Origin of the sequence: Enterococcus sp. DIV0774, assembly GCF_050539095.1 — a bacterium.
GTDB lineage: Bacteria > Bacillota > Bacilli > Lactobacillales > Enterococcaceae > Enterococcus > Enterococcus faecalis.
Genome location: NZ_CP172923.1, coordinates 773,883 through 798,581 on the forward strand (window position 1 = coordinate 773,883; position 24,699 = coordinate 798,581).

The 24,699-nt window shown below is 37.3% G+C and carries 17 protein-coding genes and 1 pseudogene; 13 read left to right on the forward strand and 5 right to left on the reverse strand.

Going from position 1 to position 24,699, the window contains the following annotated elements:
* Positions 1-9 precede the first annotated feature (9 nt).
* Positions 10-822 carry a pyruvate, water dikinase regulatory protein gene (locus IGL86_RS03835; protein ID WP_002355927.1) on the forward strand — a complete coding sequence of 271 codons (813 nt, stop codon included), beginning with the start codon at positions 10-12 and terminating at the stop codon, positions 820-822.
* 69 nt (positions 823-891) lie between these two features.
* Here the strand turns inward: IGL86_RS03835 and mprF are convergent, their stop codons facing one another.
* Together mprF and IGL86_RS03845 are read right to left on the reverse strand one after the other, a co-directional pair.
* Positions 892-3,423 (reverse strand): bifunctional lysylphosphatidylglycerol flippase/synthetase MprF, encoded by a 2,532-nt coding sequence (gene mprF, locus IGL86_RS03840; RefSeq protein ID WP_002358907.1) that lies wholly within the window; start codon positions 3,421-3,423, stop codon positions 892-894.
* Complete coding sequence (locus IGL86_RS03845; RefSeq protein WP_002358908.1) at positions 3,420-4,154, reverse strand: alpha/beta fold hydrolase; 735 nt, start codon at positions 4,152-4,154, stop codon at positions 3,420-3,422. Before IGL86_RS03845 ends, mprF begins: the two co-directional genes overlap by 4 nt.
* A 176-nt stretch (positions 4,155-4,330) precedes the next feature.
* Here IGL86_RS03845 and IGL86_RS03850 point away from each other — a divergent pair, with 176 nt between their 5' ends.
* Positions 4,331-4,915, forward strand: coding sequence for an AAA family ATPase (locus IGL86_RS03850; protein ID WP_002364651.1), 585 nt, complete (start codon positions 4,331-4,333; stop codon positions 4,913-4,915).
* Between the two features lie 22 nt (positions 4,916-4,937).
* Positions 4,938-5,992: pseudogene (locus IGL86_RS03855) on the forward strand (endonuclease).
* 48 nt (positions 5,993-6,040) lie between these two features.
* Here the strand turns inward: IGL86_RS03855 and IGL86_RS03860 are convergent.
* Positions 6,041-8,278, reverse strand: coding sequence for an ATP-binding cassette domain-containing protein (locus IGL86_RS03860; protein WP_033625501.1), 2,238 nt, complete (start codon positions 8,276-8,278; stop codon positions 6,041-6,043).
* A gap of 161 nt (positions 8,279-8,439) precedes the next feature.
* On the opposite strand from IGL86_RS03860, the gene IGL86_RS03865 reads away from it, so the two are divergent.
* The 6 genes from IGL86_RS03865 (at position 8,440) to IGL86_RS03890 (ending at position 16,203) form a co-directional block, all read left to right on the forward strand.
* Positions 8,440-10,830, forward strand: coding sequence for an amidase family protein (locus tag IGL86_RS03865; protein ID WP_430605649.1), 2,391 nt, complete (start codon positions 8,440-8,442; stop codon positions 10,828-10,830).
* A gap of 214 nt (positions 10,831-11,044) precedes the next feature.
* On the forward strand, positions 11,045-11,989 hold the full coding sequence (locus IGL86_RS03870) for an aminoglycoside phosphotransferase family protein (protein WP_002393453.1): 945 nt from the start codon (positions 11,045-11,047) through the stop codon (positions 11,987-11,989).
* A 42-nt stretch (positions 11,990-12,031) separates the two neighbouring features.
* Positions 12,032-12,685 carry a DUF4767 domain-containing protein gene (locus tag IGL86_RS03875; RefSeq protein ID WP_033624885.1) on the forward strand — a complete coding sequence of 218 codons (654 nt, stop codon included), beginning with the start codon at positions 12,032-12,034 and terminating at the stop codon, positions 12,683-12,685.
* A gap of 109 nt (positions 12,686-12,794) precedes the next feature.
* A complete protein-coding gene (ndk, locus tag IGL86_RS03880) occupies positions 12,795-13,205 on the forward strand; it encodes a nucleoside-diphosphate kinase (RefSeq protein WP_002381321.1) in 411 nt (136 codons plus the stop codon).
* A 159-nt stretch (positions 13,206-13,364) separates the two neighbouring features.
* Positions 13,365-14,975: an aspartate 4-decarboxylase gene (gene aspD, locus IGL86_RS03885; RefSeq protein WP_002355939.1), complete on the forward strand. Its 1,611-nt coding sequence runs from the start codon at positions 13,365-13,367 to the stop codon at positions 14,973-14,975.
* A gap of 142 nt (positions 14,976-15,117) precedes the next feature.
* Positions 15,118-16,203, forward strand: coding sequence for a hypothetical protein (locus tag IGL86_RS03890; RefSeq protein ID WP_010775687.1), 1,086 nt, complete (start codon positions 15,118-15,120; stop codon positions 16,201-16,203).
* Positions 16,204-16,318: 115 nt separating this feature from the next.
* Here the strand turns inward: IGL86_RS03890 and IGL86_RS03895 are convergent, their stop codons facing one another.
* On the reverse strand, positions 16,319-17,122 hold the full coding sequence (locus tag IGL86_RS03895; protein ID WP_002355941.1) for a Cof-type HAD-IIB family hydrolase: 804 nt from the start codon (positions 17,120-17,122) through the stop codon (positions 16,319-16,321).
* A gap of 205 nt (positions 17,123-17,327) precedes the next feature.
* Here IGL86_RS03895 and IGL86_RS03900 point away from each other — a divergent pair, with 205 nt between their 5' ends.
* The 3 genes from IGL86_RS03900 (at position 17,328) to IGL86_RS03910 (ending at position 20,866) form a co-directional block, all read left to right on the forward strand.
* On the forward strand, positions 17,328-17,903 hold the full coding sequence (locus tag IGL86_RS03900) for a DUF1361 domain-containing protein (protein ID WP_002385113.1): 576 nt from the start codon (positions 17,328-17,330) through the stop codon (positions 17,901-17,903).
* A gap of 151 nt (positions 17,904-18,054) precedes the next feature.
* Positions 18,055-19,461: an NCS2 family permease gene (locus IGL86_RS03905; protein ID WP_002355943.1), complete on the forward strand. Its 1,407-nt coding sequence runs from the start codon at positions 18,055-18,057 to the stop codon at positions 19,459-19,461.
* A 208-nt stretch (positions 19,462-19,669) separates the two neighbouring features.
* The gene (locus tag IGL86_RS03910; RefSeq protein WP_002381323.1) at positions 19,670-20,866 is read left to right on the forward strand and encodes a multidrug efflux MFS transporter; all 1,197 of its coding nucleotides are present in this window, start codon (positions 19,670-19,672) and stop codon (positions 20,864-20,866) included.
* Between the two features lie 54 nt (positions 20,867-20,920).
* Here IGL86_RS03910 and IGL86_RS03915 read toward each other — a convergent pair whose 3' ends face one another.
* A complete protein-coding gene (locus IGL86_RS03915) occupies positions 20,921-21,106 on the reverse strand; it encodes a YjzD family protein (protein WP_002355945.1) in 186 nt (61 codons plus the stop codon).
* Between the two features lie 117 nt (positions 21,107-21,223).
* Between IGL86_RS03915 and dnaE the strand changes: the two genes are divergently transcribed.
* Positions 21,224-24,553 carry a DNA polymerase III subunit alpha gene (gene dnaE / locus IGL86_RS03920; RefSeq protein ID WP_002379216.1) on the forward strand — a complete coding sequence of 1,110 codons (3,330 nt, stop codon included), beginning with the start codon at positions 21,224-21,226 and terminating at the stop codon, positions 24,551-24,553.
* Positions 24,554-24,699: the final 146 nt, after the last annotated feature.

Genomic DNA, 24,699 nt, shown 5'->3' on the forward strand with positions numbered 1-24,699 from the left:
AGCTTAATTATGAAAAAAGAGATCATTGTTTATACTATTTCCGATTCACTTGGAGAAACATCACAAAAATTGTTAGCTGCAGCAAGCGCACAATATCCAGATATTTCTTTTCTTAATCGATACAATTTTTCTTTTGTCACAACAGAAGAAGAATTATTGGAGATTTTAAAAGATGCCTTAAAAGATAAAGCCTTAGTTGTCAGTACATTAGTCAGTAAACAACTAATCACAGCGGCGAAAGAATTTAGTGAACGAACAGGGTTGTTATATTTAGATTTAATGGCGCCATTTTTTGAATTAATTCAAGCGAAAGCCGGAGTAGATCCTATTGAAGAGCCTGGACGACGCCACCAACTAGATCGTGCCTATTTTGATAAAATCTCAGCGATTGAATTTGCTGTAAAATATGATGATGGCAAAAATCCTCAAGGGTTTCTTGATTCTGATATATTGTTGTTAGGCGTTTCGCGGACCTCAAAGACGCCAGTCAGTATGTATTTAGCAAATCAAGGCTACCGCGTTTCTAACTTACCATTAATTCCAGAAGTTCCATTGCCGCCAATTTTGGAAGAAATGGATCCACAAAAAATGATTGGTTTAGTTTGTTCGCCAGAAACATTAGGTCAGATTCGTAGCAGTCGGTTGGCTTCTTTAGGTTTAGGTAATGAGACCAGTTATACCAATGTTGAACGGATTGAACAAGAATTAGCCTATGCCGAAGAAATTTTTGCGAAGTATGGTATCCCAGTGATTGATGTAACCGCAAAATCTGTCGAAGAAACAGCCTTTTTAATTAAAGAAAAACTAGATGAAAGAAATTAAAAAGCTTGGCAACCTCACTGAATTTCAGTGAAGTTGCCAAGCTTTTATACTTAATTGGGCTTCTTTTTGTTAGTCAATATTTTTTTGATCGACAATGAGTAAAGCAATCATCACGTAGACAATCCAGCTACTTTTAGAATAAAGTGTATAGCGGGGTTGCCATTTGCTAGCAAATTTTTCCTTGTATTCGCGTAATCCTTGGAAGGAGTAGATTTCTGAACCAAATTCATAAATTAACGCAGCAATCCGTTCTTGAATAAAACTTTTTCTTGATTGACCAACGTTGGCTAACGGAGCCATCCCTAAATTGAAATAATGAATATTTTCTGTTTTCATATATTCAAATAAATGAATAAATAGGAAATCCATACTTCCAGAAGGGGCTTTTTCTTTATGGTGACGCATCAAGTCGATGGTACCAACTTCATTTGTGTAACTAGGAATGATATTAGCGAAAGAGACCATTTCTCCTTCAGCATTTCGGACAACAGCAATTGGGTTTCTTTGAAGATACGCTTCATCGAAAAATCCCAGTGAAAAGCCTTTTTCTTTTCGATTGTCTAACCAACTATCTGAAATAGCTTTTAATTCGTGCATTTGTTCGGCACTAAAAGGAGGTTGGAGTACGTCAAATGAATAGCCGGCTTTGGTAATTTTATTAAACACTGCTCGGGTGCCTTTGAATTTTTTCCCAGACATCGTAAATGTTTCTAGATTAACTAAGGCTTCTTCGCCCATTTTGATAAATTCGTAGCCATATTCGTGTAGTAACATCACGCTGTCCTCATTGGTTTCGTAAAAGACGGGGACATAGCCGAAACGATCTGTTTCTTTAAGGAATGCATCAATCGCCGCAGGAAAATCTTCTTTGTTCCCCGAAGGATTGCCCATCACAACGCATTTATTATTAATGGTGTTGAATTGTAAAAAGACAGTCGGTTCTTCTTTGGGATATAAGAAAACCTGTTTATCATGAAGAAAGACAAGTTCACTGTCAATATTCCCGCCATAAGTTGTTAAGATATTATGCAAGATACTATCTTCTGGAAACTCACCCACTTGGTGTTTTTTCCCTTGGAGGTAGCGAACAAATAGAAAGTTAAAACTCATAACTAAGAGGATAGCGATAAATCCTGACAACCAGATCCGTTCGGAAGGGAACAAGAAAAATTCCACAAAATGATGACGATGGTGTGGGAAGTTCGGTAAATTATAAACACCAATTACCAGGTATAACAAAGTCAACAAGCCAAAGATAAACCCATCAATCGTCATCCACTCCCAAGAGTAAACCAGTTGTTCACGGTATAATTCTGATTTTGAAAAAATAACGATAAATAATAAAATAGCTAAATAGAAAATGGAAAACATACTAAAGTCAACAACAAATGAATACAAGATAGCACCAATTAATAAAATAATCGTTGGATAATAGGCTCTTTTAACACGATCAGCAATCCCACGTCCCATAATTAATAATGCAAAGCCTAAAACAATACTCGGAATTTGAATAATAATATGTGAACGGAAGGGGTTAATATCTCTTAACCAATGCACTTGAGTGAAGGCTTCTGGAATAGTGGCTAGGAGCACCATCATAATTCCTGAAAAATAAAGTAAAACCACTTCTAATTTGTGGGCAATTTCCAAAGTAATTTGTTTCAGTAATTGTCGATAATGAGTATCCAATTTTTGGCTTAAGTGTTTTGTAAAGAACAAACAGCCAATTAAGAAAGGAATAATATAATAGAATAAACGATAGAGCAATAACCACAAAACAATAATTTCACGATCGACACCTAAGTTGCTCAGTCCTAAAATCATCATGACATCAAAACTACCTAAAGCCCCTGGAATCATCGAAGCAATCCCAATAATCGAAGCTGCTACATATAAAGGAACAATATCAATTAAAGGAATCGGTACATCTAATAAGTAACCAATACTGATAAAGGTAATTAAAACACCTGTCCATTCTAAAAACGAAGAAACAACTAAAGATAAGCGATTTTTTGCATCGAGGTTACCAAAGGAACTATTTTTTTGGAAATGTAAAATAAGATAAAGTAATGGGAAATAAAGACCGCCACCTAATAACCAAATCCAATATTGCTGTAAATAAGCCATCTTTGGATCAAACTGAACAAGGAAAAAGCAAAGAATACTATAAATAGATAGACCGGATAACACAAAAAGTAAAATATGGGTTAACGCAGGTAAAATTTTCTTTTCCTCTGTTTTATTTCCATAAAATTCAGAACGAAGTCCCATGCTGACCAAACCACCGAATCCACCAATATTATTGATTGTATTGACAATCCAGCTAGATTCAAGGAGTTCCCGTTTTGAGACTTTCAAGTTTAAAATGCGATTTAATGTTAAGTCATAATTTAGCATCGGAGTAACGGAAACTAAACCGATAACCATCATCAATAACAATTTCCATAGCGGAATCTCATCAAAAATCTGTTTTAACTGTTCAAATGAGATCGTTTTACCAATTGATAAAAGTTGGGCAACAACAATAATTGAGACCGCAATAACAAACAGTGTTTTTAGTAATCCTGTATGCGTTTTGATCCAATGAATAATTTGTTTCATTTAGACACCTTCATTTCCTTTAAGAATTTTTCGATTGTTTTATTAAAAATATCTGGTGAGTTTTTGGCAAATAAATGACCCTGTTTATTTACCAAGACCAATTTGCCAGCAGGAATGGCATCAGCAATCGCCCGTGAATGGGAAAGCGCAATTAAATCTCGACTGCCAGTAATAACAAGAGTAGGACAGGGGATGTGTTCTAAATCTTGTTTTGTCAGTCCAGTATCTTCAAATAACAGAGCCACGATAGGGAGCCGTGCGCGCAATTTTTTTGAAAAAAAGGCGCCAATACGACAAAACCAATATTGAAAATAAGTGGCAATCGTTACATATTTTTTCAGACCAGACATGGTGACATTTCCAGAATTTAAGACGAGTTTATTGACGAAATCAGGATATAAATGGGTAAAAACCATGGCAATATTTGCTCCGTCACTAAAGCCCAATAAATTAATTTTTGTTAAGTGTTCTTGTTGAATAATACCAGCTAAATCTTCTGCCAAAAGCGGAAAAGTTAATTGACTTTGTGTATTGGTGGAACGTCCATGTCCGCGGGTATCCACCGCAATAACTTGATACTCCTTGGAGAAATAAGAAATTTGATAATTAAAAAAAGTATGATCATTGCCATTACCATGAAGTAACACAAGGGGGTAATTTGTTTCTTTGCCAAAAATTTGATAAAAAATTTGACTGCCATCTATTGTTTGAAAATATTTTTCTATTGCCATTCTCCGTCACCTATCTCATCTATAATCAATCGAGTCCTCTCTCATTATAGAGTCTTTTGTCTTTTTTTTGTAATAAAAAACAGAAAATTTTCCGAACAGTTTTGTAAGGTGTTGTAATATAGTGTGATATAGTAGAAGATAGCCACCTAAAAATTAGACTAGAGGAGGGAAAGTTGATGTCTTTAATCGTTTTAATTGGTGCCCAAGCTGTCGGGAAAATGACCGTTGGCAAGGCTTTAGAAAAGCAGTTAGATGCTAAATTACTATTTAATCATCAAACCATTGACTTATTTGCAAACTATCTTGGGTATACGGAACGTGCGTTTCAATTGTCTGATTCCGTTAGAAAGGAACTTTTTCATGCCTTTGTAGAAAATCCAGCCACAAATACAACAAAAAACATTATTTTTACAGTGGTGATTGCTTTTGATCAAGAACAGGATTTTCAATTTTTAGAAGAAATATCAGAAATTTTTCTTAGTAAACATGAGTCCGTTTATTTCGTCGAACTCGTCTCTTCAACAGAAATCCGCCTAGAACGGAATGTTCATCCAGAGCGGCTAGAGGCAAAACCTTCAAAACGCGATGTCGACTTTTCTCGAAAAGAATTACTCAATACCTTCAAAGAACATCGGTTAGTAAGCCACGAAGGTGAACTAGAAAGTACATTTCCAAATGTAAAAATAACGAAAATAAATAATTCAAACATGACACCAGAAGAAGTAGCAACGAAGATAATTGCTACTTTTGGTTTGACATAATGTGAAAGGAACATCGGAATCAATGAAAAAGTTTTTTAAATATCTCGGTAGCTTGATGGTCCTTCTTCTAAGCATAGCTTTAATTTTGATAGGATATTTAACCTTCCGAGAGTTTCGACCACGAGCGGTTGAACCAGTTGCTATAAATAAACAATTTTCAGAGCAAACCATCGAAAAACAGCAATCCATTTTTTAGTCACGTATAACATTGGCTATGCCGGCCTAGGACAAACAGAAGATTTTTTTATGGACGGTGGCAAAACTGTCCAACCAGTTAATAAGGCAATGGTCCAACAGAATTTAACGGGCATTGAAGAAACCTTAAAAGAATTACCGGCGATGATTTACTTATTCCAAGAAGTCGATCGTCGCTCGCAACGTTCTTATGAAGTCAATCAAGAGGAAGAATTACAAAAACAGCTACAGCTGAACAGCGCATTTGCTTATAATTTTAAGGTAGATTATGTGCCCATTCCTTGGCCGCCGATTGGACGAGTAGAAAGTGGTTTATTAACATTATCAAATGAAAAAATAACAGAGGCCCAACGCATTGCTTTACCCAATCCCTTTCGTTGGCCCGTTAGCATTAGTAACTTAAAACGAGCACTTCTAGAAACGCGCTTTCCAATTAAAGGCACAGACAAAGAATTAGTGGTTTTTAACTTACATTTGGAAGCCTATGACAATGGGGAAGGGAAGATTGCTCAAAGCAAAAAGTTAGCTGACGTATTATCCCAAGAATACGCTAAAGGAAACTATGTAATTGCTGGAGGTGACTTTAATCAAGTTTTCAAAGGCAGTCATCGATATCCTGACTTAGGGGAAGCTGGTTGGGCGCCAGGAGAAATTGATCCTGCAGACTTACCTAAACATTTTTCACTTGCTTATGATGATCAACAACCGACTGTGCGGGTGCTTAATAAGCCTTACACTGGCTCTTATGAAACATCCCAAGTGTATGTAATTGATGGTTTTGTTGTTTCTGATAATGTGGCTGTTCATAGCGTGAAAACAAAGGACGAACAATTTAAATATACAGATCACCAACCTGTGAAGATGGAAGTTGGGTTAAAATAGAAAAAGTACAAACGGTGCTTGTTGCTTGCACCGTTTGTACTTTTTATTTTACAGATAGCCTTTAGTAATAGAGTGAGTGGAATTTAACATATTTGCTGGCGTTCCTGTAAAAAGAAGCTGTCCGCCATTTTCTCCACCTTCGGGACCTAGTTCAATCAACCAGTCGGCACTTTTAATCACGTCAATGTGATGTTCTAATAAAATTAAGCTGTTTCCTTCTTCTACCATTCGATTGAAAAGTTGAAGACTTTGTTGGATATCAATTAAGTGTAAACCATCTGTAGGTTCATCCATTAAATAGATAGCTTTTTTTTGGTGAAGTGTGTCTGCTAATTTTACCCTTTGCAATTCGCCACCAGATAATGTTGAGAGCGATTGATTGAGTTTAAGATAGCTTAAGCCAACTTCTAGTAAATTTTTTAATGAAAGAGCAAAAGGCTGGTCTTTGAAAAAATCATAGCCATCTTTAACGCTTAAAGCTAGTACTTCAACGATATTTTTTCCGTTATACAGATAATGAAGCACCTCTTCTTTGTAACGCGTTCCGTGACAGGTTTCGCAAACACTAGTAACATCCTCCATAAAAGACATATCGGAGACAATTATTCCTTTCCCCTTGCAAGTAGGACAGGCGCCTTTGGAATTATAGCTAAATAAAGCTGGACTAACATGATTTTCTTCCGCAAACAGTTTGCGGACCTTATCAAAAATATTGAGATAGGTCATTGGTGTGGATCGTAAATTTGCGGTAATGCTTTTTTGTGAAAGATGAATAATTTCTTGGTTATCAGCTTGGGCTTTTTGATAAATTTCTTCCGCTAATGATGATTTACCTGAACCAGCGACCCCACAAATAACAGTCAAAACTCCTAACGGAACTTCGACAGATAGATTGTTTAAATTATGCAGTGTCGCATGTTCGATTGTTAAAGACTTCCTTGCTTTTCTTGGTTGGTCGTTTAAAGGGAGCGGCTCTTGAAGCGCTTGACTAGTCAAGGTTTTGGAGGCTAAAAATGCGTCATACGTTCCTGAAAACTGGATATGGCCACCATTTTCGCCTGCGAAAGGTCCTATATCGATGATAAAATCAGCTTCTCTAATTAATTGTGGATTGTGTTCCACGAGAACCACGGTGTTTCCTTTATTTTTTAAATTGAGCAATGCACGACTGATCCGTTCGATGTCCTTTGGATGTAAGCCAGCACTTGGTTCATCTAAAATATACATAATATCGTTTAAGGCGCTGTTTACATACTTAGCAATTTTAATCCGCTGTGCTTCACCACCAGAAAGTGTTTCAGTTGCTCGTCCTAATGTGAGGTAGGAGAGACCGATATTAATTAATGCTTCTAGACGTACAAGTAGCTCTTCTTGAATATTTTTTATTAAGGAAAGATCCATCGAACGAATAAAAGAATGTAATTCAGTGAGTGGCATGTCAACAGCATCAGCAATACTTTTCTGATTAATTTTGCAGCTACGAACACGTTCATTGACTCTACTTCCTAAACAATCAGGACATCTTTTTACGGTAACAAAGTGATTAAGGTATTTTTGATGACGTTTGCCTTCGTCTGTATGCAATATGCTACGTTGCATGCGCGGGACGATTCCTTCATACAAAGCTGTATGAGGCCATTCTTTGGGCGGATTAGCCAGTTTTTGTTGTGGAGCATATAAAAATAATGCTAACTCTTCAGGAGAATAGTCCTTGATTTTTTTATCCAAATCAAATAGACCACTATGGGCATAACGCTTCCACCGCCAGTTGCCAACTGTAAATGTGGGGAAATCGATAGGCCCTTCGTTTAATGATTTGTCATAATCAACTAGCTGATGAAGATTGATTTCGGTAATCTTTCCTAAGCCATCGCATGTTGGACATTTTCCATCCGGATGATTAAACGAAAAAGTATCTGAATAACCAACAAATGGAGAACCTGCTCGTGAAAACAGCAAACGTAAAAACGTATAAATATCTGTATACGTTCCCACTGTCGAACGAGAATTACCTGCTACTTTTTTCTGGTCAATGACAATTGCAACAGGAAGATTCTCGATTTTTTCAACTTCTGGACGACCATATTTGGGTAAGTAATTTTGAACAAACGAACTAAATGTATCATTTAGTTCACGACGTGATTCAGCGGCTAATGTGTCAAATACTAAGGAGGACTTTCCTGAACCCGAAAGTCCAGTAACAACAGTTAGTTGCTTTTTAGGGATATTGACAGAGATATTCTTCAAATTATTTTGTGTTGCGTGCTTAATTTCAATCCATTCCATTAAAAAACCTCCGTTTCTATTCTATTTTAGCATATAAAAAGAACCTAGCCTAAAAGTTGAACATGGGAATTTTCAAGAGAACTTTACTTTTTAATCGCTTTCATTTATGCTATAAGTAATACAGATTTTTTATCTGTATTAATAGATAAAGGATGTGACTTATGAAGAAGTCGATTTTGTTCAAAAAGTTAGGGATTATTTTATTAATTAGCCAAACACTGGTAGGGGTACCAATGTTGGCACAAGAAAGTATATTAGAAACAACCGTTCAAACAGAGACGGAATCAGTAACAACAGAAACCAGTCAGACTGTAGCTAACTTGGAATCTGAAACTACTAGCCAAACGGTGATGCAGGAAAAAGAATCCTCTTCGGCAATCGCCGAAAGCAGTAGCCGAAATGTGGTTGCAGTAACTACTGAAACCACAAATGAGATACAAAATAGTGATACAGATGAAAAAGCTGTTTCTGCAGAGAATGCTTTTTCAGAAACAGATTATAAACAAGCAACTGCACTAGAGTTAGCAACTTTAGTAAGAGAAAAAAAGGTGACGAGCGAAGAACTAGTAAAAATTGCGTTGGCCATCACTAAACGTGAAAATCCTACATTAAATGCGGTCATTACTTTACGAGAAGAAGCGGCTTTGACAGAAGCAAAAGCTTTACAAGATACAGGTCAACCATTTCTAGGTGTGCCGCTCTTACTAAAAGGGTTAGGACAATCCTTGAAAGGTGAAAGCAACACGAACGGTTTTGGTTTTCTCCAAGATCAAGTAGCTGGTGGGACATCGACCTTTGTCAAAGCACTACAAAATGCTGGATTCATAATCATTGGTCAAACGAATTATCCAGAATTAGGTTGGAAGAATATTTCAGATTCAAAGTTATATGGCGTTTCCGTCAATCCATGGAATCCTAACTATTATTCAGGTGGTTCTTCAGGCGGAGCGGGTGCTAGTGTCGCCGCGGCATTTGTTCCCATTGCTTCTGGAAGTGATGCTGGTGGCTCTATCCGCATCCCTGCTTCTTGGACAGGCACCGTAGGCTTGAAACCTTCTAGAGGAGTAATCATTGGCAATTCTAATAGTGCAAAAGGTCAAACTGTTCACTTTGGTTTAAGTCGAACCGTGGCGGATACAAATGCATTATTTGAAACCTTATTAACTAAAAAAGATCTTCCTGCGGGACATTTAAGTCAAGCGCAACCCATTGCTTATACAACAGAATCCCCTGCCGGAACGCCTGTAAGTGCCGAAGCAAAAGAGGCGGTCGCTGAAGCTGTTGCTTTTTTAAAAGACCAAGGGTACACATTGGTTGAAGTGAAGCACCCTGTTGATGGGGAACGTCTAATGAAAAATTATTATACTGTAGCTGCTGGCTCAGTAGGAATTGCCGATTTTATGGCGCGGCAGAAATTGAAAAGACCGCTTGAACGAAATGATGTAGAACTGTTAACATGGGCGCTTTTTCAAACAGGAAAAAATATAACGAGTGAAGAGACAACTGCGGCTTGGACAGATATTGCTTTACAAGCACAAGCGATGGACGAATTTTATCAACAGTATCCTATCTTATTAACACCAACGACAGCTGCCACGGCACCTAGTATTGATAATCCGTTACTAAAACCAGAACATGCAGCACAGATGGAAAAAATTGATCAATTGTCACCAGCAGAACAAAAACAATTGATTTATGACCAATGGCTGACGGCGTTCACATATACACCGTTTACACAACAAGCAAATTTATTTGGACATCCAGCATTAAGTGTACCAACTTACGTTTCAAAAGAAGGACTGCCTTTGGGGATTCAATTTAATAGTGCATTAAATGAAGACCGAACGTTGCTACAATTAGGTGCTTTATTTGAAAATAACCACAAGATAAATCAACCACATGTAGAAGAACCAGAAAAAGACAAAGAGCCAGATGCAAGTGGCGAACCAGAAAAAGACAAAGAGCCAGATGCAAGTGGCGAACCAGAAAAAGACAAAGAGCCAGATGCAAGTGGCGAACCAGAAAAAGATAAAGAACTAGATACAAGTGGCGAACCAGATAAAGACAAAGAGCCAGATGCAAGTGGCGAACCAGAAAAAGACAAAGAGCCAAATGCAAGTGGCGAACCAGAAAAAGACAAAGAGCCAGATGCAAGTGGCGAAGCAGACAAAGACAAAGAACCAGATGCAAGTGGCGAACCAGAAAAAGACAAAGACTCAGATGCAAGTGGCAAACCAGATAAAGACAAAGAAACAAAAACAAGTGAAGAACCAATCGAAGGAAAAAACCAAAACCCAGACAAAGCTGGAAAAACTACTAGTGAGTCATCCTTAGATAATTCGCTGAATTCATCAGCAAATCAGGGAACAAAATCAACAGAAAGTACGCATGCTTTTTCTAATAAAAGTATGATTGGGAAACAAGAACAGCTTCCCAAAAAAGTATTACCAAAAGCAGGTGCAGAAGTACCTAGTACTTTCTGGATTGTTTTAGGAGGAGCTTTCTTAGTAACAAGTGGAACGATTTATATAAGGAAAACTAGAAAACGATAACCAGTGACGAGGTCGGGACAGAAGTGTTTAACTCCGAGAAATAAGAAGGAATTTCCGAAAATTGTTCTTTAATTTTTGGAGAATTTCGGCTTATTTCCGAAGGAGTTGCTTCTGTTCCCGCCGTTTATCAATTTTTAAGCCTGGAACAAAAATTCAAAGTGATTTTTGTCCCAGGCTCGCCTTTTTTCTTTGGTATACTAAAACCAATAGGGAAATGGAGGCGAAAGTAATGAGGGCGTTTGAGAAGATTCCAGCGTTTCAGCAATGGCAAAAAGTTGAAGCTATTCACCGTGGTTGGTCAACTGATTTAAAGTTTAAAGTTACTAAAAATCAAGAAACCTTTTTATTGCGAATTTTTCAACAAGAAGAGTTATTAGCTAAACAACAAGAATATCAATTTATCAAAAAAGTAGCGGCGTTAGGATTTCCCAGTTCTAAACCTTTTTTATGTGCACCTATTCCTGAAAGTGAACAAGGATACATGTTATTAACGTATCTAGAAGGTGAAGACTTAAGCGATGTTTTACCCGCTCTTTCTCCCAAAAGACAACTGAACTTAGGCGTAGAGGCGGGCCGCTATTTAAACAAAATCCATAAGCTTTTGTTGCCTGAAAGGATTAGTCAAAGAGAGATTGCGCGAAATTTATACGAAAAAAAGCAGAGCCAACTAAATAAGTATAAGGAATCTCAATTTTGTATGCCGTACCAGCAGCCAATAATTTCATATTTAGAAAAACAATTACCGTTATTGCAACAACGGCCTGTGGTTTATCAGCATGGAGATTTCCATGTGGGAAATTTTATTTACTTGCCAACTAGGCAGGTCGGTGTGATTGATTTTAATCGATGGGATTTTGGGGATCCTTATGAAGAATTTTACAAGTTACAATTTTTTTCAAGAAATGTTTCGCCATTGTTTGCTTATGGTCAATTACAAGGTTATTTTGCTGGGAAAGTTCCTACCTTATTTTGGCAGTTTCAAAAGCTTTATACTTTTCACGCAGGACTCTATTCTTTAGTTTGGGCACTGAGCTTTGGTGAAAAAGAAATCAGGACTATGGAACAGCAATACCAACAATTACTAGAGGACTATAATTGTGGAGAATTACTAGTTCCTAAATGGTTTTCAACTATCCAAAGAAAGGGATTGAGATTTTAGGTTTATTTCGATAGAATAAAAATAAAAACAGGAGTTTAAGGGATGAAACTAAACGGGATTATTATGATAGCGGTTGTTGGAAGCGTTTTATCTGGCTGTGGTTGGCAAAAATCGAAAGAGGAATCACAGAAAGTGCGAACCGTACAAACAAACAATGTAAATACTGAAGAAACAAGAGCAATTTCAGCAACCGAAGTTAGTCAAACCACGGCGTTGGAATTAGAGCAAACAACGCAAACACAAGAATTAACTGAATTAGTTACAGAAGAAGGGACGATTTGGAATCAGCAAAAAGCAAAACAGTTAGGACAATACATGGAAACCTGGGGTCAAGAACGCAATCAGAACTATCAAGCGTACCAACCAGGTCACTCTGTAGCTTTTTACACGATTCAAGTGCCTGATGATTTATTGAGTTATGAACCTAAAATACAACCAGCTATTGGGAACAATCCCATTTGGTTAAATTGGTCAGAAACAGGTAGCGAAGGCGGTTATTGTCTGGTGGCAGTATACTCTGACAGTGCGACACAAGTTGCCCAGAAGCATGTCTATTTATTTACTTTAGTGAATGGTGAAGCCAAAGTTTATGTGAGTAAAGAACAGCCAGTAGAGGAGCAACCTTATTTGTTTTTAAAAGAAACAAGCAATACAGAACTGAAAGAACAATTCACAAACCTTGTGAATAATCTTTAATTTTTTATTTAATCAAAAGGAAAAGAAAATTTATCATTGACAAAGTATCCGCTTTCATTTTATTCTGTAGCTACCCCTTGGGAAAGGGCAAAAGGAAGTTTTGAAAGGGATGGAAAAAATGAAGGAAACAAGTTTAGTAATTATTAAGCCAGATGGCGTTGAACGAAAGTTAGTTGGCAAAATCATTCAACGTTTTGAAGATAAAGGTATTGACTTATTGCACCTTAAATTCGAACGACTAACAGTAGAAACAGTGAAGGAACATTATGAGCATTTAAAAGATGAACTATTTTTCCCTGAATTATTAGCCTATATGACAAGTGGCCCAGTGGTTGTGATGGTCGTTGTAGGGGACAATGTGGTTAAAAAAGTGCGTAAATTAGTTGGAGCAACGAATCCGTTAGATGCTGAAAGTGGCACCTTACGAGCGGATTATGGGTTGTCTGTCACCAAAAATTTAATCCATGCTTCTGATTCTGTCCAATCAGCAAAAATTGAGATGCAACGGTTCTTTGGTTAATCAGCGAAAAAGAAGCAATCCTTTATTTTTTATAAAGGATTGTTTCTTTTTTATTAATTGTCAGAATATTCCGCTTAAATGGTTGACATCTGGAGGTAGAAGAGTAGTATAGACTACATACTAAATACTAAATGACTGCGTGTGCTTCAGGAGGATAAAATGATAACAAGTGATGAATTGACAGAAAACCTTAGTCCGTTTGAATTAAGTCTATTTTTAGAGAAGAAATTACATGAAGAAAATCATAATTTAGAAACATTGTTAAATGCAGGGCGAGGCAATCCTAATTGGACGGCGCCAACACCAAGGGAAGCCTTTTTTTTATTAGGTCAATTTGCTACAAAAGAAACGTTAAGAGAGGGGAGCGAACAAACGGCTGGTATGATTCAGCCAAGTTTTGGTAGAACGCAACGCTTCTTAAACTTTTTAGCAGAAAATCCTAGCAAAGGGGCAACCTTCTTACAAGAAATTTGGACAGCAGAGCATAACTATTTTGGGATGGATAAGGAAATGTGGTTAGATGCCATGTTAGACTATGTGATTGGGGATAATTATCCGAATCCTGTTCGTTGCTTGAAGGCGTGTGAACAACCGATTAAAGCCTATTTAAATCAAGAATTATTTTCCAGCGAAGCACAACCGTTTGATATTTTTGCCGTTGAAGGTGGTACAGCAGGGATTTGTTACTTGTTTGATACGTTGGCAAATAATTATTTACTAGAAAAAGGTGATCGTATTGCGTTGTTATTACCAACGTTTGCTCCTTATCTAGAAATTCCAGAACTACCACGTTATGATTTTGACGTGGTTAAAATCAAAGCAGAGCAAATGATTATTGATGGAAAAACGACGTATCAATACTCAAACAAGGAAATTGATAAACTAAAAGACCCGTCCATCAAAGCGGTTTTTGTCGTAAATCCCAGCAATCCAACTGCTAATGCTATGGGAAAACCTACCATTGAACAAATCAAACAAATCGTTGCAGTGGATAACCCTAAGTTAATGATTTTAACAGATGACGTTTACGGAACCTTTGTGCCAGCTTTCCGTTCACTATTTACGGAGTTACCTTACAATACAGCCTGTATCTATTCTTATTCTAAATACTTTGGCGCTACCGGTTGGCGTGTGGGGACTATTGCGGTTAGTCAAGAGAACATCTTTGATCAATTATTAAAAGAATTGCCAGTGGCTCGAAAAATGGAATTACAGGCACGTTATGCTACATTGAATGCAGACACAAGCCAAATTAACTTTATCAGCCGCTTAGTCGCAGACAGCCGCGATATTGCGTTGAACCATGCAGCGGGACTTTCTTCTATTCAGCAAGCGATGATGGCTTTATTTAGTTTGTATGCTTTGTTAAAAGACGGTCAAGCATATAAAGACGAAGTGATGGATATTTGTCATACGCGTGAAAAGCTCTTGTTCCGCACCTTAGGCATTGAAGAGCCTTTAGCAAGTTTAAATACAGCATATTATTGTGAAATTAACTTTAGAGATTGGACAGAAAAACGTTATGGCCCAGAATTTTCAAGCTATTTAACGAAATCGTGGACGATCACAAAAGTATTAACCTCTTTAGCAGAAAAAGAAAAATTAATGCTTTTAAAAGCGGATGCTTTCGGGAGTGACAAATGGTCAGTTCGAATTTCTTTAGCCAATTTAGCTACTAACCAATATAGTGAAGTTGGTAAACGAATGATTCGCCTATCTGAACACATTAAAGAAGAGTGGTTGCGCCAAAAGCGCCAAGCAATTAAATAAAAAAACGCTAAGTCTCTTAAGCTGCAGGAGACTTAGCGTTTTTGTTTATTATTTATTCATTTTTCCGTCAGTTTTGGTTTATAAATGTTTGCTACACTGGAGATAAGAGGAAATTAAGCGTTTATAAAAAGGAGAGAAGTGAATGAAATATATTAAAGGAATGGTGGTTTTTATCGGATTATTTATTTTGGTTGGTTGTGCGCCAGATCAAGAGCCAACGAAACAAACAACAAGTGGTCCGCAAGAGACAAAGCAAGTGAAGCAAGTTACCGTCACCAATCAAACGACTTCTGCGGCGGAAAAACAAGCGCCGACTAAAAATGACGAACTGATTGCTAATCAATTGACTTTTGATTCTCATGAATACACGTACGAAGTGGTTACAGGGGCCACACAAACGACATTTGGGACAACCCCACCAGCAAAATATACACCAGAAGAAAAAAAGGAAAAAATGTTTTGGTCCAATCAACCGCCTTTGGGATTAATGACGGGTAACTATTATAAAAATGAAGGTGTATTTACTGGCGGAAATTACGGCATTGTAGAGATTATTACGGAACCTGAAACGCAACGGATTCTGAATGTTGAGTTTACAGAGTTTGCTAGTGACCCTTATTATGATACACGCTATTCGGGTGTCAACAAACGCCTGTCAGATTATCCTGAATTTCAAGCAAGCAACACGCGTACAGACGATACGTTAGTCACCGTTGTTAATGGTATTACTTATGTAGAAAAACAAATGCGTGACGAAAATCGTGTCACAGGTAATTTTTATACGGTACGCGGTTCATCAACTTCTGCGCGTGAAGGTTTAATGCCTTTAGCAGCAGAGATGGACACTTGGCTAAAAGAGCCATCGAAAGAAACGTATATCGGTTACGCAGAAGATTTAGGCAATGGCCTAATCGCTCGACTTCAAGTGATAACAGAAGAGCAGAAAATAAAACATGTCAGCTATGATGAATACTTTTCAGATGAACAGGAAAAAATCACAGAAACAGCCCTGCGGCCTTTTTATCGTCAATCGAAATATTATTCACCAGGATACAATAAACAAACCAACAATTCTTTTATTCATTTTGTAGATGCACTAACAAAGGCCATTACGACACAACAAACTTTATCCGTTAACGAAGAACAAGAGCTAAAGCATCCGTCTTTTACTACTTATCAAAGATTGGCTGAAAAAATCAGCACGTTTCAAAATTCATTGAAGGAATAAAAAAAACGGAAGTGGGGCATAAGTCGTTTCGACTTATGCCCCACTTTCGTAATCTTAAGATTATCAGCTAAATCAAAGTGAGTTCTTTTTAAAGAAATACTTTTATTTTAGCCTTTTATAGATCTAAATAATTTTCTAAGTAATCTGCTAAACCATCTTGATCATTTGTTTTTTCAGTGACATCGTTGGCTACGGATTTAATTTTATCCGTGGCATTGTTCATAGCAACACCCCAACCAGCATAACTTAACATTTCTTCGTCATTATGTTCATCGCCAAAAGCAATGATATCAGCTGGTTTGACAGATAAAAAGTTCGCCACTTGATCAACGCCATGGGCTTTTTGAATTCCTTTTGCGACCATTTCTAAAATAGGCATTGGACCGCCCCAAGTGCGGACATCAATATAATCACCATATTGTTTGGTCAATGTATCAGCAACTTTTTCAGCTTGGTTTGGTGTGGTCCGAACCATCATTGAGGTAGGATTTGTTCGTAAATTTTTAGCAGTAAGTAAATTATCTAAGGTTGCTTTGGAAGCAAAAAATTTCGGATCGAACCCATCTAACGTATCGATATAAAATGTTTCTTTGTTTTCAGCAGCAACAAAATCTAATTGTAATTCTTTTTTCTGTGCCAAAATGTCAAAGACTAGGTCACGCTCAATATTGGCTTCGCTTTCCAAGTCCCATTTTTTCTCTGGAATGTGAACTAAAGCGCCGTTAAAGTTAACCATAGGGGTCGTTAGGCCAAGTTGTTGGTAAAATTGATGACTCATTCTATAGGGACGTCCAGTGGCAATACTGACGTAATGACCGTTGTCAATCGCTTTTTTTAGTGTTTGTTCGGTTTTTGGACTGATTAAAGACTGTGCATTTAATGTTGTGCCGTCTAAATCAATAGCAATTAATTTTTTCAAGTAAAAATTCCTCCTAAATGCCTTTTACTCAGTCTAGCATAAAACCGAAGATTATCAAGGGGAGAAGCATGTTCATTTATAAGGTTTAAAAAAAAGCTTAAGAAGTATGCTACACTAAAATAAACCGTTTGAAAAAGGAGCGCAGAGCATCTTGAAAAATTCTAGAAATTATTTACGAGTGATCACCTTAATCTATTGTATCTATATGTGGTTATTTGCTACGCATTTTCATTTTATGGCGTTGAACGTGTTGTTAGCCTATATTCCAATTGAACTTAGTTATCTTTTAAACGCAGAAAAACGTAAAAGGGATTGGTTGATAGGTTTTGCTTGGTTAATTTTTTATCCTAATGCGCCGTACCTATTTACGGATTTTTTTCATTTAGAAACGCTATCTATTTATCGAGGCTTTAATACGATTTTTGCAAACCAAATTGGTGATTGGTGGGCGTTTGTTTGCTTAACTAGCGGGATTGTTATATATGGGCTTTTAGGGATGAAAACAGTAACAACTGTTAGCCAGAAATTGCAAAGTTATTGCGGCTATAGAACAATTGTAGTCTTTCAAGCCAGCCTTCATTTCTTGTCTGCTTTGGCGATTTATGTTGGACGTTTTGATCGATTACACAGTGTCTATCTTTTTATGAGTCCAATTGAAACAGTGAAAATTATCTTTTTTGACTGGTCCCTTCAAAAATTAATGTTTATTTTATTAATGATGTTTCTACAGATGCTGTTGTTTGGGCTAATCCAATTATTAGGAAAAGAAGAAGCAATGTAAAGCTTTTTCTTTTTTTATATCAGCAAAACACGAACGTTATATAGAAAAATATATATAATAGTTAATATTTTGTTGTAAAAAGATAGCGATTCTCTTATAATCAAAGAGTAATTATTCGAAAACATGGATTTTAAGGGAGAGAAGTGCAATTATGAATACGTTTTTCAAATTAAAGGAAAACAAGACAACGGTATCAACTGAAATAATGGCGGGGGTTACGACCTTTTTTGCAATGAGTTATATTTTATTTGTTAATCCGTCCATTCTTTCAGAAACAGGGATGCCTTTTCAGGCTGTTTTTTTAGCGACCATTATTGCTTCAATCATCGGTACATTAATTATGGGGCTGTTTGCTAATGTACCTTACGCTCAAGCACCGGGGATGGGACTCAATGCTTTCTTCACGTTTACGGTCGTTTTTGGGATGGGGTATACTTGGCAACAAGCATTAGCAATGGTTTTTATTTGTGGTTTGATTAATATTTTGATTACAGTGACAAAAATTCGCAAAATGATTATTAAAGCAATTCCAGAGAGTTTACAACATGCTATTGGTGGTGGGATTGGAATTTTTGTCGCTTATGTAGGGTTGAAAAATGCTGGCTTACTAAGTTTCACAGTGCAAGCAGAACCTCAAAATGGTGTTGTGAATGGTTCGAGTATCGTGCCCGCTTTAGGAAATTTTGATAATCCAGCCATTATTTTGGCGGTAATTGGGTTAGTTTTAACAACGATTTTAGTTGTCACGAATGTTCGTGGGGCTATTTTAATTGGCATTGTAGTTACTACGTTAGTCGCAATTCCAATGGGGGTGGTAGACACTGCTTCGGTTGATTGGCATGCTAATTCGTTGGGCAATTCATTTAAAGAATTAGGTACAACTTTTGGCGCTGCTTTTGGTGCTGAGGGCTTACAGTCATTGTTTAGCGATTCTTCAAAAATTCCTCAAGTTTTAATGACCATTATTGCCTTCAGTTTATCAGATACGTTTGATACAATTGGAACATTTATCGGTACGGGACGTCGAACAGGGATTTTCTCTAAAGAAGATGAATTAGCTTTAGAAGATAGTAAGGGTTTCAGCACTAAAATGGACAAAGCTCTATTTGCAGATGCTATTGCAACATCTATCGGTGCGATTTTTGGTACATCGAATACGACAACTTATGTAGAAAGTGCAGCAGGAATCGGTGCGGGTGGTCGAACAGGTTTGACATCGGTAGTGGTAGCAATTCTATTTGCCCTAAGTAGTCTTTTTTCACCACTTATTGCTATTGTGCCAGCACAAGCTACGGCTCCAGCGTTAATTTTAGTGGGAATTATGATGTTAGCTTCTTTCAAAGACATCAATTGGACGGATTTAGAAGATGCGATTCCAGCATTTTTTGCTTCAATTTTCATGGGATTATGTTATAGCATCTCTTATGGGATTGCTGCTGGGTTCATCTTTTATGCAGTGGTGAAAGTAGTCAAAGGAAAAGCCAAAGAAGTTTCACCAATTATTTGGGTCATTGATGCGTTGTTTATCTTAAACTTTGTAATCTTAGCTATTTTATAGTAAACAGAAGTGAGGCTGAGATAACAGCGGTTAGCTTCGAAGGTGTTGCATTTGTTCAGCTATTTATCTTAAGCCCAAGTGTTAAGAAGTCTGGCAGATTGGTCGTTTTGACCGGTCTGCCAGACTTTTTTTAAAAGAATTTTCTTTTGAGAGATTCACTCTTTTAGAGTATAGTGGTAGGTGAAGAGGTGATAAGGTGGATAAAAGTATGAAAATAAAATGGAAGCAGAATTTATTAGTCGCATGGATTGGTTGCTTTTTTACAGGGGCGAGTATTAGCTTAGTTATGCCGTTTATTCCAGTATATGTTGAACAATTAGGGACGCCTAAGAGTCAAGTAGAGTTGTTTTCTGGATTGGCAATTTCTGTCACGGCATTTGCTGCTGCGATTGTTGCACCGATTTGGGGAAATTTAGCTGATCGAAAAGGTCGGAAAATTATGATGATTCGGGCTGCAGCAGGAATGACGATCACAATGGGGGCGTTAGCATTTGTCCCTAATGTATACTGGCTGTTGATTATGCGTTTTATGAACGGGATTTTATCCGGCTATATTCCTAACGCAACAGCGATGATTGCGTCGCAGGCGCCAAAAGAGAAAAATGGCTGGGCTCTAGGGACATTATCAACAGGTGCAATTGCTGGGACGTTAATTGCGCCATCGATTGGCGGTGCGTTGGCACAGTGGTTTGGAATGGAAAATGTCTTTATTATTACCGGCGTTATTTTATTCATTACAACGTTGTTGACTATCTTTTTAGTTAAAGAAGATTTTCAACCAGTTGAGAAAAAGGATTTATTAACGACGAAAGAAATTTTTAGTAAGATGGATCATGTTTCAGTATTGATTGGTTTGTTTGTGACTACGTTAATTTTACAATTAGGAATTACAAGTATCAGCCCAATCTTAACGCTATATATTCGATCTTTAAGTGGCGATACAGAGAATGTATTATTTGTTAGTGGTTTGATTGTTTCGATTGCCGGCGTTTCAGCAATTATTTCTTCTCCAACTTTGGGAAAAATTGGGGACCGCATTGGGAACCAAAAAGTTTTATTAGGCGGATTAATTCTTTCTTTTATTTGTTACATTCCCATGGCGTTTGTGCAAACACCTTTTCAGTTAGGCGTTTTACGATTCCTTTTAGGTTTTTCAACAGGCGCATTAATGCCATCAATTAATACGTTAATTAGTAAAATAACGCCAACGGAGGGCGTAAGTAGAGTTTATAGTTACAATCAGATGTGTAGTAATTTCGGTCAAGTTTTAGGGCCGATGGTAGGGTCAACAGTTGCCCATGGTTTTGGCTATTCTTCTGTTTTTCTGGTAACCGCTTGTTTCGTTTTAGGAAACATTGGGTTGTCCTTCTTTAATTTCCGAAAAGTTTTAAATAAAAAGCTCTAAACAGTTGAAAAGATAAAAAAACCAGTTACAATAACTTTAGTAACTGGTTTTTTCTTATTTAACAGGTTTGGTTTCTTTCGGTACTGCAAAGTGTGCAATTAATAAAATAATAACGGCTGTTGCCAACGATAGAATCGTTGTCATTTTAAAGTCGTATGAACCACCAGATAATGCACCGCCGATATATCCAACGACTTGGCCTAATGCGAAGGTCCAGAAAAATACAACAAGATAACGCATATGAGCACCTCTTTTCTAGCTCTTAGTTTAGCATATTTTCTTTAAAAGTAAAGAATCCGCGATAGGAAAATAAGAGAAGAGGAAAAAAATAGCAAGGATTCAAAAAGGAGCTGTCCAATGTCATTTCCACAATTACATACCGTTACTTCCTATTCGCTTTTATCTAGTACGGTTAGGATTCGTTCCTATGTAAAACAAGCGAAAGCGTTAGGTTATCAAACATTAGCGATTACCGATATCAATGTCTTGCATGGGGCGGTTGAATTTTATGAAGCATGCCAAGAAGCGGGAATTCAACCAATTATCGGTTTAAGATTAGAATATACCCCAGCAGAAAAAGAAGGGCATTCCGAATTGCTTTTATTTGCTAAAAATTTAAAAGGGTATCAGCAATTAATGCAACTATCTAGCAGCAAAATGACGACAGAGGGTCCCTTTTACTTAGCAGAACATCAATCCTTATTAAGTGATTTATTTGCCGTGACTTTGTCAGCTAAAGGAGAAGTCGCCCAAACATTTTTTGAAGATGAACAACAAGCGGTTCACGCTTTCCAACAACTTGCTTCATATTTTGATCCCCAGTCGTTATTTGTTGAACATTCTTTTTCAATGAATCAACAACGCAATCCAGCGCTCTTTTCTTTTTACCAACGAGAACAATTACCTGGCGTGGCTTTGCAAGAGGTACGTCATTTAACAAGGGAAGAAGGCTTTGCCGTTACTGTTCTTGAGAGCATCAAAGAAAATAATCAATTGAATATTACAAGCCAAACACCGGAAATAGAAGGTCTGAATTACTTGCGCGAAGCAGAGACGACGATGGAACAAATGCTTCAAATAGCTGGTGCAGAAGTGGTCCAGAATACGATTCAGCTAGCTGAAAATTGCCGAGTTGACATTCCTTTACATCAAAAATTATTACCGCATTTTCCTGTGCCTGATAATCAAACGGCTGGTTCTTATTTACGCACATTGTGTTTAGAAAAATTACCAGAAAGAGTGCCTCATCTAAATGAAGTTTACCAAAAACGATTAGAAAAAGAGTTAACCATCATTCACAATATGGGCTTTGATGATTACTTTTTAATCGTTTGGGATGTGATGGACTTCTGTCATAACAATCAAATTGTTACAGGCGCTGGCCGAGGTTCAGCTGCAGGCTCTTTAGTGTCCTATGTGCTATCAATTACAGATGTAGATCCAATCAAATATGATTTGCTTTTTGAACGTTTTTTGAATCCAGAACGCTACACGATGCCCGATATTGATTTAGATATTCCTGATAATCGGCGGGAGGAAGTTTTAGCTTATGTCAGTCAAAAATATGGTCATTATCACATGGCGCAAATTGCCACGTTTGGTACGATGGCTGCGAAAATGGTTTTACGGGACGTTGCACGTGTTTTCGGGTTGTCCCAGAGTGAAGCGAATCGTTGGTCGGCAGCTGTCCCCAACAAGCTGAAAATTACGTTAGAAGAAGCGTACCAAGAGTCGAAACGGATGCAAGAATTGGTCAATTTTTCGCCAAATAATCAATTGCTCTATAAAACAGCTGTTCAGCTAGAAGGATTGCCTCGCCATGTTTCTACGCACGCAGCAGGTGTGGTAATTAGTGATGAAAATCTTTTGAATTTGGTTCCGTTACAACCAGGATCGAATGAAATTTTATTGACCCAATTTACTATGAATGATGTTGAAAAAATTGGTCTTCTGAAAATGGATTTCTTGGGCTTAAGAAATTTATCTATCATTGATGATACCCTTACAGCTGTTAAACGCGTCTATAATCGAACCATTCGTTTAAATCAGATTCCATTAGATGACGAAACAACGCTGGCTTTATTTAGAAAAGGGGAAACAAGTGGCGTTTTCCAGTTTGAATCTGCTGGAATTCGGAATGTATTAAGAAAATTAGGGCCAACTAGCATTGAAGATATTGCTGCTGTCAATGCCCTGTATCGTCCTGGTCCGATGCAAAATATTGATGTTTTCATCCGCCGGAAAAAAGGCTTGGAACAAATTAGTTATCCAGAGCCTAGTCTCGCCCCCATTTTGGAAAATACGTACGGAATTATTGTTTACCAAGAGCAGATTATGCAAGTTGCTGCGAAAATGGCAGGCTTCTCTTTAGGGCAAGCTGACATTTTACGTCGGGCCATTAGTAAAAAGAAAAAAGATGTGCTAGATGAAGAACGGAATCATTTTGTTAATGGTGCGTTACAACAAGGCTATCCCCAAGAAACAGCTAACCAAGTGTACGATTATATTGAGCGCTTTGCTAATTATGGCTTTAACCGCTCGCATGCATTTGCCTATTCCTTTATTGGTTTTCAAATGGCTTACTTGAAGGTTCATTATCCGAGTGCTTTTTATGTCGCATTGTTGCATTCTGTTCGTCATAATCCAACAAAAATTAAAGAATATATTGGCGAAGCTAGAAAAAACAAGCAGACGATTTTGCAGCCGTCAATTAACCAAAGTCACTACAGCTTTTACCTAAATCAGCAACAGCAAATTTTATTTGGTTTTAGTTCTTTAAAAGGAATCCGCCGAGACTTCATTCAAAATATTTTAAATGAACGCCGAGAAAATGGACCGTACAAAACGTTCGATGAGTTTCTTTTGCGAATTGACCGTAAGTGGTTGAAAGTTGAAAATATCGAACCATTGATTGCCATCGGTGCATTTGACGAAATTGCACCCAATCGCCGTCAATTAGCGGTAGGTTTAGAGAGTAATATCCAAAGTATTCTTCTCAGCGGTGGTAGTATGGATTTGTTAGAAACGTTGAAGCCAAAGGAAGAAGAAATTGCCGATTATCCGCTAGAAGAGCGACTAGAACAAGAAGAACAATATTTAGGGGTCTATTTATCAGGACATCCGACAGAAGAGTTCAAAAAAACACGCTTAGCCAAGCAAACGCAACTTGTTCATGAACTTGTTGAAAATCAGCCCACGAAATTATTGATTTATGTCAAAAACATTCGGACGATTCGGACCAAAAAGGGAGAACAAATGGCCTTTGTTGATGGGGATGATACAACAGGAAGTATTTCACTAACGTTGTTCCCAACTGTTTTTCGCCAGTTAAGACAGAGTGTCGAGAAAGGGCAAGTTTATTATGTGGAAGGAAAAGTGGAACGCAGTACGTACAATCAAGAATTGCAAATATTGGTTCAACGAATAGAAAAAGCGCAACAAGTAGAAACATCAATTAGTGACGAAACGTGTTTTATCAGAATTACAAAAGATGTCGAACAAACGGACGTTTTTCAGAAAATGAAAGAGGTACTCAGTCGTCATGCTGGACACATTCCAGTGATTGTCTATTTTGAAAAAACAGGAAAGAAAATAGTATTAAATGAAGAAAACTGGGTCGCTCATACAAGCGCTAGTCAGCAACAATTAGCTTACGTTTTAGGCGAGCAAAACGTCATTTTCAAATGATTTACGGTAAAAAATACTAGTTGTTTTCAACTTTTTTCATTTTTTTCTTCTTAACTCAAGACATTTTGGTTCTTTAATGGTAAAATGAATGACGTAATATTTTTGTATATCAATTTTTGCGAAAAGGTTTCTTTTGGCAGTTGAAA